Origin of the sequence: Nostoc sp. WHI, from assembly GCF_015714725.1 — a bacterium.
GTDB lineage: Bacteria > Cyanobacteriota > Cyanobacteriia > Cyanobacteriales > Nostocaceae > Nostoc.
Genome location: NZ_WBKM01000354.1, coordinates 13,036 through 26,701, shown reverse-complemented (window position 1 = coordinate 26,701; position 13,666 = coordinate 13,036). Strand labels below are relative to the sequence as shown.

The window sequence follows — 13,666 nt, the reverse complement described above, 5'->3', positions numbered from 1 at the left end:
TTTTATCTGACTAGTGTACTGAGGAGCTTTAGTTCACCAGCCCTTTTGGGATTTATTACAAATTGCTGAGTGTTTATATTGAGAGTTTCTTTACTTAATCCCAAACACTTACAAATAACATATATATTTTTGAATGTCAAACAAAAATATATTATATAGTTTTTTATTATAGAATCATTTTATTCTATAAAATATTCAAATAAGATTAGACGCAGCAAAGTTGCACTTTTTTGCTGAAGCCGATCACCAGCCTCGATAATTCCAAATTAATTACGAATTACGAATTACGAATTACGAATTATTTAAAAAGCAAATGCCAAGAAGATTTGCTCAGACGATGACTAACTAGGGTATGCCAATTGTCTAAAGTCTTTTGAAACTTGGAGTGTTGCAGGTCTGAGAGCCAAAGAATGAGCGCGTCTTCGCCGTTATCTTGGTAGTAACCCCGCCGCAGTCCAGCTGTTTTGAAGCCAAATTTTTGATATAAAGATAAAGCACCCAAGTTGGAAGCTCGCACTTCGAGGGTAGCTCGCTCCATTTTGCGATCGCAAGCTGTCTTAAGGAGTGAATATAGTAGAGCTGCACCCATTCCCTGACGGTGATATTGAGGATGAACCGCCAAAATTGTAATGTGGGCTTCCTCCAAAATTGACCAAAAGCAACCCATTCCTAGCAGTCTCGAATTAGTTACAGGGGAAAATAAACCCAGCAAATCGCTGTTGGGACTGTCCAACTCTCGTTGGTAGCCCTCCTTTGTCCATAGACCGCCAAAACAGTCTTGATCGAGTTCCAACAATGCACTCAGATCCTCTGAAGTCAGTAATTTAATTTCTAAGTCTAATGAAATCACATTTATTGAATAAGATTACAAACCCTTTGTAAACTGGGAAACGGGAGACGAACTCAAAGCCCGTAATTTAACAAGGACAACTCTTACAGTTATGGTATCGACTCACTCCACTGGGATTCAACATTCTGGAAGTCAATATTTACCTCAAAGGCGCAGCACCGACACAAATCTCTCGCCTAATCAAGAACTTTTACCCTTAACTGCCAGAGTTCATAACCATGATTTCCTGGAAATTGGTGGGTGTGATGTCACAACCCTAGTTCAGCAATTTGGTTCACCTTTGTATATTTTAGATGAAGAGACGCTGCGTTTGGCTTGTCAGCAATACCGAGATGCTTTTAAACAGTACTATCAGGGCGAATCTCAAGTATTATATGCCTCAAAAGCTTGGAATTGTTTAGCAGTTTGTGCGATCGCCGCCTCTGAAGGGCTGGGAATCGATGTAGCATCTGGGGGGGAACTCTACACCGCCTTGCAAGCCGGTGTCAATCCTGATAAAATCTATCTCCATAACAATAACAAATCTCGTGAAGAGCTAATTTTTGCCATAGAATCTGGTTGCACCATTGTGGTGGATAACTGGCACGAGTTACATATTTTGGGAGAAATTGTAGAGACGACAAATTCCGCCTCCGCACATCCTCGGTTGCTGCTGCGGTTAACTCCGGGTATTGAATGTCACACGCATGAATATATCCGCACGGGACAATTAGATAGTAAATTTGGCTTTGATCCCAATCAAATAGAGGAATTGTTTAGTTTTGTAAGCAAACAATCTGCCTTGAACTGCGTAGGATTACATGCTCATATCGGTTCTCAAATTTTTGAGCGTCAACCGCATCAAGATCTAGCTGCGCTGATGGTAGAGTGGCTGCGGTCAGCGGCAAAGTATGGTTTAAAACTGACAGAGTTAAATGTTGGTGGCGGTTTAGGGATTAAGTATATAGAATCAGACGATCCCCCCAGTATTGAAGAATGGGTGAAACCAATTTGTGAAGTCATCCAAGAAGCTTGTGCAGCCGAAAATCTGCCTTTGCCGAAATTACTGAGTGAACCAGGGCGATCGCTAATTGCCACAGCTTGCGTTACTGCCTATACTGTTGGTTCATCCAAAGTTATCCCAGAAATTCGTACCTACGTAGCAATTGATGGGGGAATGTCTGATAATCCCCGCCCAATTACTTACCAATCAGTTTATCGGGCAGTTGTTGCCAATAAAATGTCTTCCCCCTTAACGGAAACGGTAACAATTGCTGGTAAACATTGCGAATCAGGAGATATTCTGATTAAAAATGCACTACTACCAAAGACTGAACCAGGAGATATTCTCTTAGTTATGGGAACTGGTGCGTACAATTACAGTATGGCATCTAACTACAACCGCTTGCCCCGACCGGCAGCAGTCATAGTGGCGAATGGCGAAGCAAATTTAATTTTGCAACGTGAAACTTATCAAGACTTAATTCGACAAGATTGCCTACCAGAAAGACTAAAGAAATAGTCATTTGTCCTTGGTGAGTCCAGCACTGCGGGAGGGTTTCCCTCCGCAGGTGACTGGCGTTAGCGTAGCGGTAGCGACGTTAGGAGCGTCACCCGAAGGGTCATTGGGAGCCACTGCGTTGCGGGGGTTCCCCCTGTTAAAGCAAGTGGCGTTCATTAGCCAGGAACTAATGACTAATGACTAATGACTAACTGTAATTAGAGGCAAAAGTGTAATCCAGATGTCATGAGAGATTGGTGGAAGCAATGGCTGACAAACCTAGGATGGTCACAGTCCTTGCTACTTGGGACTCTGGATATTTTGTTAGTGCTGGCGCTGACGTATATGATACTAGTTATTATTAGTGAGCGCCGGACACTGTGGATGGTGCGTGGGTTCATCGTCTTGATGCTAGCCTCAGCCCTAAGTGGCAGATTAGGACTGCCTCTGCTAAGTTTTGTACTGGAAAAGTTGGTGATTGGTTGTGCTGTGGCGATGGCTGTTACTCTACAATCAGAGTTTCGGCGGTTTTTGGAACAATTGGGCCGTGGCGAATTCCGCCAGATGTTTCAGGGCGATCGCTTGGCAATCCCCAAATCTGATAGTGTAATTGATGAAATTGTCGAGGCTGTTAAAGAATTGTCAAAAAACCGCATTGGAGCTTTACTAATTTTGGAAACCACAGGGCCAATTGATGAGCGAGATTTTTCTGTGCCAGGAGTAAAGCTAAATGCGGAGGTTTCTAAAGAGCTGATCCAAACAATTTTTCAACCGAAAACTTTGTTACACGATGGAGCAACGTTAATCCGTGGATCGAGGATTGTCGCATCGGGTATAATTTTACCACTTTCGGGACGCACAGCCTCGCGCCAGTTGGGAACACGCCACCGGGCAGCAATGGGAATTACTGAGCGGGTCGAAAATTGCATTTGTGTCGTTGTATCTGAAGAAACGGGTTCTATTTCCTTAGCGGAACGGGGAACCTTAAATAGACCACTGACGATTAAGAAGCTGAAAGAGTCATTAGAGGCTCTCTTGTCCCCAACGGTGGATCGAGAAGCTGTTGCTCCTGGTCTATTAAGTTTTATTCGTCAGATAGCTGGGAAAGCACTAGCATTGGTTTCACGTTTACTCGGATTACCATCGATCGCTTCTCGAGATAAAAAATGACACTACAACAAACTAAACTGCGAGATTTGCCCACTGACTTGAAACGAGAACTATTGCCCCAGCACGTTGCAGTGATTATGGATGGTAATGGTCGATGGGCCAAACGTCAGGGTCTACCTCGGTTTATGGGTCATAAGCGAGGAGTAGATACTCTCAAGGATTTACTTCGCTGTTGTCAAGATTGGGGAATTCAGGCGTTGACGGCTTATGCTTTCTCGACCGAGAACTGGAAAAGACCGCAGGAAGAGGTGGATTTTTTAATGACTCTATTTCAAAGAGTTCTGCGCCAAGAACTGCGGGAAATGGTCGAAGAAAATGTTCAAATTAAATTTGTGGGAAATTTGCAGGTCTTGCCACAATCGCTTCAAAAAGAAATTTCCCGTTCAATGGAAGAAACCAAGGATAATCGCGGTATTCGGTTTTCAGTGGCAACTAATTATGGCGGACGCCAAGAGATTTTACAAGCTTGTCAGGCGATCGCCAAGCAAGTTCAGCTAGGTCTGCTACAACCCGATGAAATTAATGAACAAGTGTTTGAAAGCCACTTGTACACAGCAGGAATTACTGACCCAGATTTGTTAATCCGTACAAGTGGAGAAATGCGCCTCTCAAATTTCCTGCTCTGGCAAATGGCTTATGGGGAAATTTACATTACCGATACTCTCTGGCCTGATTTTGACCGGACTGAGTTTCACCGCGCTTTGTGTGCCTACCAGCAACGAGAACGGCGGTTTGGCAAAGTCTAAAATAGTGCATCTGCCACTTTCGTAGGATGCCTTAGCGAAGATACAAAATCGGCGATCGCACTTAAATGATGAGCGAAGCGATCGCCTAATTTGACAGTGATAGCGATGCCTGCGGCCGTAAAGTACGCATTTTGGTATAATAAAGGAGTTAAGTATTTGCTAGATGTCGTTATGCCAGAGGTTGCACGGTTCTATGGAATTGTGATTAAAATATTCTTTGGCGATCACCTTCCGCCTCATTTTCATGCAGTCTATGGCGAGTACAATGCGTTAGTCAGCATTGAATCACTTCAAATCATTGAAGGAGATTTGCCAAATCGGGCACAAAAGCTAGTCCTAGAGTGGGCAAATTTATACCAGCAAGAACTGTTGCAAATGTGGAATACCCAGGAGTTTCGTAAGCTACCTCCTTTGAAGTAGATTTGGTTAGGAGCAGCTATGTTGTATCCCCGAATTCATCACGCTAAAGCAATCGATGATACTACTCTAGTCATTGAATTTACCAATCAAGAGGTAAAAAAATACGATGTTCGTCATCTCTTAGATACTCCAATGTTTTCTCCACTTCGACAACCTGCTTTTTTCAAGGACTTTAAGGTCGAGCAAGGGGGCTATGGGATTGTGTGGAATGAGGAGATTGATCTTAGCGAGTATGAACTTTGGAAGAATGGTGTGTCCTTGATGGAGAGTGAAGACAAGGCCAGCGATCGCATTCAGCAGTCATAGTGCGATCGCACCTCAAGCAGTTTTTCGTTGTGGAGAAAAGACAAAATCGCTTGAGAATTCCAGGTCATAATTAGCGATCGCCTCTTCAATAGTGGAATAAAGGGAGGATCGTTGATCAGGAGATTCTTCGATGAAGAGTTCTAAAAATTGTTTGTCTAGTGCTTTGATCTGGTTTTCGTTCAGGGGAAGGTGGTAATAATCAGCACTTTGTACACAAAACTGTCCGTCATTAAGGCGTTGGAAACAGCGATAGCGGATAGCGGCTGCGTCATCTAGTCTTTTCCAAATGTCGATCGCTTTAAACATAGCTTGCTAGGAGATAGGTTTCTATCGACCTGACTCAATGCGCTTTTGGGTATTGGCTCTTGAGTTTTTGAACTGAGTAATTTGCTGGTTGGTTGCTGGATCAACGATGACCACTCGATCACTCTTTACATATACATAATAACCAGTTTCAGCATCTTGGAATAGCCGACCTTCTCTGACAACTCGATTGACATCGCCTACTTGCCGAGTCACTGTACCGTCTTGGGCTTCTTGCGACCTCTGCTCTGCATGGGGTGTTTTACCTTCAATTTGCTTGCGCTCCTCCTCGTTGGACTCACACATTACGATCGCGCTCTAAATTTCTGCTCATTCTAGCAAGTGATCGCCCCTTCCCATCTGTCCCACAGTTGATCGCGTCAGCAATCCGTACACGATCGCTCAAGACCTAACAGCGATCGCACTATAAGCAAAGGAGCGATCTCATTAATCCAATGGCATTGCACCAAGTAATAAACTAGCCGGAACCTGCTGTTCAGTCCCTTGCGCTTTAGCCCAAGCCAGTATCTCTTCACGTTCAGACTCTGATAGGGCATCTACGATACACTGCAATGCGGCTCTAGTTGATTCATTGCGAACTATCTCTTCAACAGTCATTGCTTGGGGCGATATGTCTAAGCCCAAGCCTTCTTCGTCTTTGTATGGCGGTGATAATCGACGGAGTTCGTCGTGTGTTTCTTGATCGCGCTCGTAGCTGACCAAATCAGCTATTTTGGGAAGCAGGGGTAATAGGTTTTGAGGTGGTAAAACCGAAGTATATGCTGGATTTCCCTGACCGCAAGCGTGGCGTAGAACCACCCGCCAAGCAAGAAGTGCGCCTGTCAACTCATTGTGAATGAAATTTCGGTATGCCCAGTCCTTAAAAGCTTCCACTGCTGAGGAGTCTACCTTGGCTTCGAGATGTTCCAGTGCCTCAGTGACAAACTCCCGTGTAATGGCGGTATCCAGTTCCGGCAAATAGCCTAGTTCCTTGTTTGCTTCCCACAGAGCGGCACGTTTTTCAACCGCCTTAGTATGGATAGCTTGAAAAATCTGTGGATCACTAGCTAAAGCAGGCGGAAATTTCATTGGCTTCAGAAAGGGTTTCACCCAAGGCTGCGCGGGTAGAGCTAAAGCTTGTAGCCATTGCAGCCCAGTATTGGGTTGCCAAATGGAATCAGAATTCATGCCGTTGAGCCTCCAGAATCGCTTTGAATGCCAAGTCGCGTAAGCAGTAAAGTTATCATCACTACAGAAAGTCCAGCAAGTGCTAGTTTGGTAGCAGGTTCAGGATCAGCCAAAGCTGCTATAACTACACTAAGCAGTGCGATTGACAATCCTAAAGTGACTAGAACGTCAATTACATCAGATACAGACACAGAGCGGGAAGAAGAAGGCGCAGGGCGCTCTCGCGGAATCGGAACTGGGGCTTGACGAGTAGCCCAATCCCAAGCGTTTTCAGGTAATTGGACAGTACCATCTGGGTCATCGCAATTCTTGCTGTTCCACTGGTTAAGTCTGTTCCGTAACCCTTGTTGCATATTCCTAAACTGCTGTTGATGCCCTTCAACCGAACCATACTGCGGATGAGGGTTAATCCAGTAGTCCCATTGGAGATTTCGCGGATCTGCTCGTAACTCCTCCCACCGTTGGATCAGTCCCTTAGTGTTTTCATCTCCAAAGATGAAACGGCGAATCTGCTCAAGAAGGTTAGGACATTCGGGGTCTCCACCCGCCGTTGCTGTTTGACATTGCACGATTCCTATTTGTTGCACTACATGGGTCAACTCATGGGCAGTCAACGCATCCTTCGCAGGAGATTTTCCCGCACCAAAATAAACATCTTGTTTGTGTGTGAAGGCTTGAGCATTCAAATCCTGGTTCATCTGCACGGCTTCGCTGCCTGTATGCACCCGCACCTGGCTGAAATCAGCGCCAAAGCGGGGTTCCATGAACGATCGCACCTCATCCGACAGAGGACTACCCCCACCTTTACTGCTATTGAGCCGACTTTCAATATTATTCCCTGTCTGTAAGCCACCATCAGTAGCCGTTTGTATGGATGGTTTAGTTTGTACTTTGTCTTCTTCCTGTTCACAGGCTGCACATTTGCGCTGCAAGGAATCTTGTACAGACTGTACGCTTTGAGCGTTAAGTTTATCTGGCATAACCATCCGCATCACCTGATTTGCCATCCAATCCGCTTCCTGCTCGTACTTGTCCCCTGGTTTTCCCACCGTCAGCTTTGCCTGGGGACGACGCAACGCCATGCGACTAATGTCGTGACCAAAAGACCGTTGGTGAATGACTTCTGATAACAAAGATTGCTCGTCAGCAGCCTGCGCTTCTTGAAGGTTGGTTGATTCCTCAGTTGCTGTTTGGATAACATTATTCGTTGGTAAACCAAAGCCTCGCACTGGGTTCGCCAGGGTCGGAGTAGTTGGTGAGACAAGAGATGGATTTGAAAAAGTTGATGTACCTGCTTTCTTGTGCCCAAACGTGCGATCGCTCATCTCACCCTTCCTTGAACAATGAGTACAGCCGTGATTCTTGCTGCCGGGATTTATACCCGTAAATTTTACAGTTGATCAAAATGCGATCGCTACCGACTTTCGTCTGAATTTACGGTTAACTGTACTTAGTACTTTACTCACGGGCCAGAAAAAACAGCTTGTTCTATATCATCCCGGCTCAGGGAATACTTAAATGAGCGTTGGATATGTTGTCCATTTTCCCCAGATTGGACATATCGGACTACGATTTGCTCGACATCTAGCCATAGTTCAGCTTGCCAACTGGGCTGCTGCACACGCCAACAATGCTTCTGGATTTCGTCTTGTTGACAGCCTTGGTCTTTTAGCCACTGCTCAATTTGTGGCAGGGGATGATTATATAGGGGAGTACTAGAAGGAAGAAGAGGCATAGGAATTTTAGATTTTAGATTTTAGATTTTGGATTAGGAAGTTTTTTAATTTTTAATTACCATCAGGTAACTAGTTGCAACACATGGGTAATGTGTTGGTGTACAGATGGAGTTAGCTGTAGTAAATGGGAATGGATCGCAGCCTCACCACGAGTTAAGCCAATGGCAACAGCTAATAGCAGACAACCTACAAATGTTAATACCAGCATAAATAAAGCAAAGATTTCGCCAGATGAGAGGGGGCGATCGCTCGGATCAAGGTAAGCTGATTTTGACCAGTCATAAGAATGGGAAACTGGATGATTCAAGTCAGGGGGTGGTTGAATTACTCCAAAGCGGGAATAGCCAATTTTTAAATCGTAGCCGAAGCGCCGCTCTGGATGGCTAAGGGTGGCGTAGGCTTCGTTGATTTGCTGAAACTTGAGAGTGGCGATCGCAGTCGGCAAGTCTGTAGTATCAGGATGATAGAGTTTGCTCAGTTGCCGATAAGCGCGACGAATGTCAACTACCGATGCCCAGGGATGCAGTCCTAGCAGGGAGTAATAAGTTGGTTCACTGCTTTGTGGCATTGCCCTGTTTTGATTCACGGCTGTTTGAGTCACTTTGCTCAAAGATATTTTTTATATTTTAAATCTTTTGTGAATTGGAGAGGACACAAGAAAACACAGCAGGTTTATACTCTCAAAGGTGAGGCTACACAAACAAAGCTTCTTGGCGCGGGCTAGACAAAATAATGGTTTCTAGTCTGACTAAGCTTTACCCCTACCAGCCGCATCTATAGGTAGTAAAATCTTTATTTCACCAGGCTTTTAAGATACTCTTGCTTGGTTGCAAAATAGTTTGTGACTTCTGCAGGAGTAAGTATTATAACCTTTGTGCTGGGTCGAATGGGCTGTAATAAAGTGTTTTGACTACAATGAGAAATGCTTGCCTTCCTATACACGCATTCAGCACTCATACCAGATACACGAAAGTAATTGCCTATTTGTAGCTCTTGGAAAGTCATGTAAATCGTCTCCTAACCATCACTCTTTTTTGACATCCGATGAAAAGCTAGTTTCTAACATATTAAATCAGCACGGGGTTTAAAGGTTTCAATTTGCCGTAACTTTTCGTAAAGTTCCCGTTCTTCTTGACTAATATTTTTCGGAGTAACTATCTGAATTTCCACCAATTGATCGCCACGTTTCCCGTTCTCAACAGGGTAGCCTTTATTCGCCAAGCGTAATCTTTGACCTGATCTAACTCCTGGCGGAATTGTCATTTTCACTGGGCCATCTAAAGTTGGTGCTTCTACCTGTCCTCCTAAAACTGCTTCGCTGGGAGTAACGGGCACTTGGCAGAGTATATTTAAACCTTCTAGCTTAAATAATGGATGAGGCTCGACGGTAATTTTTAAGTATAGGTCGCCACCACCAACGCCTTGGTTACGCAAACGGATGGTTTGACCTGTTACCATACCTTGTGGCATATTAACTTCTAGCGATCGCCCATCTTCCAAACGAATGCGTTCATTACCGCCTTGATAAGCTTTTTCTAGCGGGAGCGTTAATCTAGCTTCTATATCCCGACGGGTAGTGCGAGGTGGGGTGTTAGGGGTGTAGGCAACTTTTGTCCTCGGTGAACGAAACGGATCGCTCGTATTGCCATTACTAGAATTACTTGCCGTACTCTTATTTTTGACGCCGATAACTTGATTAATAAAGCTTTCAAAGTCGGAGAATTCGCTTGGATCTACGCCCTGATTACCGTTGCTCGCACCAGCACTATTCTGCCAAGTTTTGGCTTTTGGCGTTTGTTTGTTGCCTGCAAAACCTTTTTGCTTCCAGTAGCGGCTAAACTGGTCATACTGCGATCGCTTGGCCATGTCTGAAAGGACTTCATAAGCCTCGCCAATATCCTTAAATTTTTCCTCAGATTCTTTGTTACCCGGATTAAGATCGGGGTGGTATTGCCTTGCTAACCGCCGATAAACCTTTTTAATTTCCTCGCTAGAGGCATCTTTAGATACTCCCAAAATCTCGTAGTAATCGCGAAAGTTCGGCAAATTTTGCATAGTTCAGTTATTTAAATTTTAGATTTTAGATTTTAGATTTTGGATTAATTAAGAGTTAGGAGTAAAGACGCGATTAATCGCGTCTGTAATGAGTTGAAAAATTTAATTTTTAACTTCTCACTCCTAACTTTTATTAAAAGTACTACAACCAATCATTGTCTTCATCATCATCCCAGTTATCTTGGTAGCTTGGACGAGATTTGCGTGTAGGACGGCTGTCATAGGAAGAAGAACGACTGTCTCTGGTAGAGTCTCTGCCATAGTCTCTGCCAGTGTCCCTGCCATAGTCTCTGCCAGTGTCCCTGCCATAGGAGTCGCGTTCCCGATATGTATCTCGCACAGATTCGCGTTCTCGTTCCTTATCGCCGCCAGTAAAGATGTCACGGATAGTACCAAACAAATTGTCGTCTTCATCCTCAGTATAAGACTGGCGGACTTCCCGATTTAGCTCATACAGAGCATCTTGCAAATCGGCGTAAGCTTGATCAATACCGCGATCGTCATTTTCCTTAAGACTATCTCGTAGTTCCCGGCAAGTACTATCAATTTTTTGGCGGCGGCTGCGGGCAAACTGCATACCAAATTCCAAAGCTACTTCTCTAAGCTGTCGTTCTGCTTGGAAAATCAACGCCTCAGAACGAGTCCGCTTTTCTATGCGTTCTTTACGTTCCCGATCAACATCGGCGTATTTCTGAGCGTCCTGAATCATCCGATTCACTTCCGACTCGTTCAAGGTAGAAGCGCCTTGAATGGTGATACTCTGCTCTCGGCCAGTGGTTCTATCTAAGGCTGTCACCTGTAAAATACCGTTAGCATCGATATCAAAGGATAGTTGTACTTGAGGAATACCCCGTGGTGCTGGTGGAATGCCATACAGCTTAAACCGTCCCAAAGACTTGTTGTTTGCTGCCATTTCCCGTTCGCCCTGGACTACGTGGATTTCCACAGTATTTTGGTTATTTTCCGACGTAGAAAAAACGTCAGAACGACGGACTGGGATGGTGGTGTTACGGGGAATGAGTTTTTTCATCACGCCACCGATGGTTTCCAATCCCAAAGACAACGGTGTGACATCTAAAAGCAACACATCTTTGAGTTCGCCGGCGAGAATTCCGGCTTGAATTGCTGCACCCACTCCCACGACTTCATCGGGGTTAACGTTTTCGTTGGGTTCTGTACCAATCAAATCCCGCACAAGCTGCTTCACCATTGGCATCCGGGTAGAACCGCCAACTAACACAACTTCTTCAATGTCTCTAGGTGAAAGTCCGGCATCTTTAAGCGCTCGTTTCACTGGTGTCCGCAATCGCCCCACCAAATCACCACACAAACCTTCAAACTGGGAACGAGTTAAACGAGTTTCCAGATGTTTGGGGCCATCTTCCGTGGCGGTGATGAAGGGTAAGTTAATATCGGTGACGCTGACGGCAGAAAGCTCAATTTTAGCTTTTTCCGCAGCTTCCATTAGACGTTGTAAAGCTTGGCGATCGCGTCTTAAGTCTACCTCTTCTGTTTCCAGAAATTGCTCTGCTAACCAATCGACTATTATTTTGTCAAAGTCGTTACCACCGAGTTGCGTATCTCCACTGGTAGCCTTAACTTCAAATATCCCATCACCAACGTCTAAAATCGATACGTCAAAGGTGCCACCACCCAAGTCAAATACTAAAATAGTTTCTGTCTCACCCCGATCTAATCCATAAGCCAAAGATGCAGCAGTTGGTTCATTGAGAATCCGCAGCACCTCTAAGCCAGCAATTCTGCCAGCATCGCGGGTTGCCTGTCGCTGAGAATCGTTAAAATAAGCGGGTACTGTAATTACTGCCCCTGTCACTGGTTCACCCAAGTAGCGACTAGCGTCGTCTGCTAACTTCTTCAGCACCATTGCCGAAATTTCTTCTGGGGCGAAATCTTTATTGAGGCGAGGACAGGCAATTTTAATATTACCTACTTCGTCTTTGCGGATAGTGTAGGGTATACGCTTGGAATCTGGGTTAAGTTCGCCATACTTGCGCCCAATGAAGCGTTTAACTGCGAAAAAGGTATTTTGGGGATTGAGAACGGTTTGTCGCCGTGCCATTTGCCCAACTACCCTTTCGCCTTCTTTGCTAAAGCCAACTACGGAGGGGGTTGTTCGCATTCCTTCTGCATTGGCAATCACCACCGGCTTGCCACCCTCCATAACGGCGACTACTGAGTTGGTTGTACCCAAGTCGATGCCGACTACCTTGCCCATGCGTTACTCTTCTCCTAAAGCGTCTTATATATTTATTATGATTGGGCGGAACTACCTTTAGCTTTGTGCTACAGGATGAAAGCACCTCAATGGTATAGTAGTCATCATTAAGGCAGTAAGTTAAAAAGTGCAGTTAAAGGAGATAGTTGCAAGACTAGGATAGCATTGAGATGGTTTGTGTGCCCAAGCAGCCTTCATTCTTGTTATCTAGCTACTTCTCTTTACGGAATTTTCAAGTTGGTAAGTAAATACACTTTAATCCATGCTTGATCTGCTTTTTTAAGTGCCTGAAAACCCTAATATTGCCAATATTTTAAAGATTTGAATTTAACAGAGCGATTACAAAGTTCCCTAAGTGAGATAGCGCGAGAACGCGATCCTTACATGGCAACGGCTGGACATTTTTTTGTCCAAGAATACATCCGTCGGGAATTTTCACAATGGGGGAGTGTGGAAATCCACACCTTTGAAGTCAGAGGTAAAGCTTGTAAGAACTTGATACTAAATTTACCATCTCAAGCTAGAGGGCAAAAAAAGGATTTGCCACCAATCTTAATTGGCGCTCACTATGATGCCGTTCCTGGAACACCAGGAGCTGATGATAATGCCACAGGGGTGGCGGTGTTGCTGGAATTGGCGAGAAAGTTTGCTGCCAAACCTCTAAAATATCCCTTAAGGCTGGTTGCTTTCGATATGGAAGAATACGGCTTACTGGGTAGCGCTGATTATGCATCTCTGTTGCATCAACAAAAGCAGCAGCTACGCTTAATGATCTCTTTAGAAATGCTGGGCTATAAGGATTCTACACCTGGTTCCCAAAGTTACCCCCCTCCTCTGGAACGCTTCTACCCAGATAAAGGTGATTTTATTGCTTTAATTGGCAATTTGCGGACATTGCCTGACTTAATTGGTATGAGCCGTAGTATTCGCAAAGCTGGCGTATCGAGTCAGTGGCTACCCGTGCCGAATCGAGGTTTAATAGTTCCCCAAACCAGACTTAGTGATCATGCACCTTTTTGGGATTTGGGTTATCCGGCAATTATGATCACAGATACGGCATTCTTGAGAAATCCACATTATCACAAGTCTAGTGATGCGATCGCTACTTTGGATTTAGATTTTCTGAGCGGTGTATGTGAAGGTTTAGAAGTTGCTATTCGGAGTCTATAAAAAGTT

At 44.6% G+C, this 13,666-nt stretch carries 15 protein-coding genes; 6 read left to right on the top strand and 9 right to left on the bottom strand.

The window, feature by feature from the left end:
- Nucleotides 1-298: 298 nt before the first annotated feature.
- On the bottom strand, nt 299-850 hold the full coding sequence (gene rimI, locus F8S12_RS36420; protein WP_196521202.1) for a ribosomal protein S18-alanine N-acetyltransferase: 552 nt from the start codon (nt 848-850) through the stop codon (nt 299-301).
- Between the two features lie 91 nt (nt 851-941).
- Between rimI and lysA the strand changes: the two genes are divergently transcribed.
- The 5 genes from lysA to F8S12_RS36390 all read left to right on the top strand — a co-directional run bounded on the left by lysA (nt 942) and on the right by F8S12_RS36390 (nt 4,972).
- On the top strand, nt 942-2,351 hold the full coding sequence (lysA, locus tag F8S12_RS36415; RefSeq protein WP_196521201.1) for a diaminopimelate decarboxylase: 1,410 nt from the start codon (nt 942-944) through the stop codon (nt 2,349-2,351).
- A 225-nt stretch (nt 2,352-2,576) separates the two neighbouring features.
- Complete coding sequence (gene cdaA, locus F8S12_RS36405; protein WP_196521199.1) at nt 2,577-3,500, top strand: diadenylate cyclase CdaA; 924 nt, start codon at nt 2,577-2,579, stop codon at nt 3,498-3,500.
- On the top strand, nt 3,497-4,246 hold the full coding sequence (locus F8S12_RS36400; RefSeq protein WP_196521198.1) for an isoprenyl transferase: 750 nt from the start codon (nt 3,497-3,499) through the stop codon (nt 4,244-4,246). The genes cdaA and F8S12_RS36400 overlap by 4 nt, the downstream gene beginning before the upstream one ends.
- 105 nt (nt 4,247-4,351) lie before the next feature.
- Nucleotides 4,352-4,666, top strand: a complete 315-nt coding sequence (locus tag F8S12_RS36395; protein ID WP_230968520.1) for a DUF4160 domain-containing protein — start codon at nt 4,352-4,354, stop codon at nt 4,664-4,666.
- A gap of 18 nt (nt 4,667-4,684) precedes the next feature.
- Entirely contained in the window at nt 4,685-4,972 is a 288-nt protein-coding gene (locus F8S12_RS36390) for a DUF2442 domain-containing protein (protein WP_196521197.1), read from the top strand.
- Between the two features lie 12 nt (nt 4,973-4,984).
- Here F8S12_RS36390 and F8S12_RS36385 read toward each other — a convergent pair whose 3' ends face one another.
- From F8S12_RS36385 to dnaK, 8 genes are all read right to left on the bottom strand, one after another.
- Nucleotides 4,985-5,278, bottom strand: a complete 294-nt coding sequence (locus F8S12_RS36385; RefSeq protein WP_196521196.1) for a hypothetical protein — start codon at nt 5,276-5,278, stop codon at nt 4,985-4,987.
- 21 nt (nt 5,279-5,299) lie between these two features.
- Nucleotides 5,300-5,581 (bottom strand): hypothetical protein, encoded by a 282-nt coding sequence (locus F8S12_RS36380; RefSeq protein ID WP_196521195.1) that lies wholly within the window; start codon nt 5,579-5,581, stop codon nt 5,300-5,302.
- A 141-nt stretch (nt 5,582-5,722) separates the two neighbouring features.
- A complete protein-coding gene (locus F8S12_RS36375; RefSeq protein WP_196521194.1) occupies nt 5,723-6,463 on the bottom strand; it encodes a hypothetical protein in 741 nt (246 codons plus the stop codon).
- On the bottom strand, nt 6,460-7,788 hold the full coding sequence (locus F8S12_RS36370; RefSeq protein WP_196521193.1) for an eCIS core domain-containing protein: 1,329 nt from the start codon (nt 7,786-7,788) through the stop codon (nt 6,460-6,462). The genes F8S12_RS36375 and F8S12_RS36370 overlap by 4 nt, the downstream gene beginning before the upstream one ends.
- Before the next feature lie 137 nt (nt 7,789-7,925).
- On the bottom strand, nt 7,926-8,198 hold the full coding sequence (locus F8S12_RS36365; RefSeq protein ID WP_196521192.1) for a DUF3143 domain-containing protein: 273 nt from the start codon (nt 8,196-8,198) through the stop codon (nt 7,926-7,928).
- Between the two features lie 62 nt (nt 8,199-8,260).
- Nucleotides 8,261-8,767: a J domain-containing protein gene (locus F8S12_RS36360; protein WP_196521226.1), complete on the bottom strand. Its 507-nt coding sequence runs from the start codon at nt 8,765-8,767 to the stop codon at nt 8,261-8,263.
- A gap of 491 nt (nt 8,768-9,258) precedes the next feature.
- Nucleotides 9,259-10,254 carry a DnaJ C-terminal domain-containing protein gene (locus F8S12_RS36355; protein WP_196521191.1) on the bottom strand — a complete coding sequence of 332 codons (996 nt, stop codon included), beginning with the start codon at nt 10,252-10,254 and terminating at the stop codon, nt 9,259-9,261.
- Between the two features lie 142 nt (nt 10,255-10,396).
- Nucleotides 10,397-12,490, bottom strand: coding sequence for a molecular chaperone DnaK (dnaK, locus tag F8S12_RS36350; protein WP_196521190.1), 2,094 nt, complete (start codon nt 12,488-12,490; stop codon nt 10,397-10,399).
- Between the two features lie 321 nt (nt 12,491-12,811).
- Between dnaK and F8S12_RS36345 the strand changes: the two genes are divergently transcribed.
- Nucleotides 12,812-13,660, top strand: coding sequence for a M28 family peptidase (locus F8S12_RS36345; protein WP_196521189.1), 849 nt, complete (start codon nt 12,812-12,814; stop codon nt 13,658-13,660).
- Nucleotides 13,661-13,666 lie beyond the last annotated feature (6 nt).

Coding starts and splice junctions, on each gene's coding strand:
- F8S12_RS36390 (WP_196521197.1), top strand. CDS start 4,685: ATGTTGTATCCCCGAATTCATCACGCTAAAGCAATCGATGATACTACT.
- F8S12_RS36365 (WP_196521192.1), bottom strand. CDS start 8,198: ATGCCTCTTCTTCCTTCTAGTACTCCCCTATATAATCATCCCCTGCCA.
- cdaA (WP_196521199.1), top strand. CDS start 2,577: ATGAGAGATTGGTGGAAGCAATGGCTGACAAACCTAGGATGGTCACAG.
- F8S12_RS36370 (WP_196521193.1), bottom strand. CDS start 7,788: ATGAGCGATCGCACGTTTGGGCACAAGAAAGCAGGTACATCAACTTTT.
- F8S12_RS36400 (WP_196521198.1), top strand. CDS start 3,497: ATGACACTACAACAAACTAAACTGCGAGATTTGCCCACTGACTTGAAA.
- dnaK (WP_196521190.1), bottom strand. CDS start 12,490: ATGGGCAAGGTAGTCGGCATCGACTTGGGTACAACCAACTCAGTAGTC.
- F8S12_RS36355 (WP_196521191.1), bottom strand. CDS start 10,254: ATGCAAAATTTGCCGAACTTTCGCGATTACTACGAGATTTTGGGAGTA.
- lysA (WP_196521201.1), top strand. CDS start 942: ATGGTATCGACTCACTCCACTGGGATTCAACATTCTGGAAGTCAATAT.
- F8S12_RS36385 (WP_196521196.1), bottom strand. CDS start 5,278: ATGTTTAAAGCGATCGACATTTGGAAAAGACTAGATGACGCAGCCGCT.
- F8S12_RS36375 (WP_196521194.1), bottom strand. CDS start 6,463: ATGAATTCTGATTCCATTTGGCAACCCAATACTGGGCTGCAATGGCTA.
- F8S12_RS36380 (WP_196521195.1), bottom strand. CDS start 5,581: ATGTGTGAGTCCAACGAGGAGGAGCGCAAGCAAATTGAAGGTAAAACA.
- F8S12_RS36360 (WP_196521226.1), bottom strand. CDS start 8,767: ATGCCACAAAGCAGTGAACCAACTTATTACTCCCTGCTAGGACTGCAT.
- F8S12_RS36395 (WP_230968520.1), top strand. CDS start 4,352: ATGCCTGCGGCCGTAAAGTACGCATTTTGGTATAATAAAGGAGTTAAG.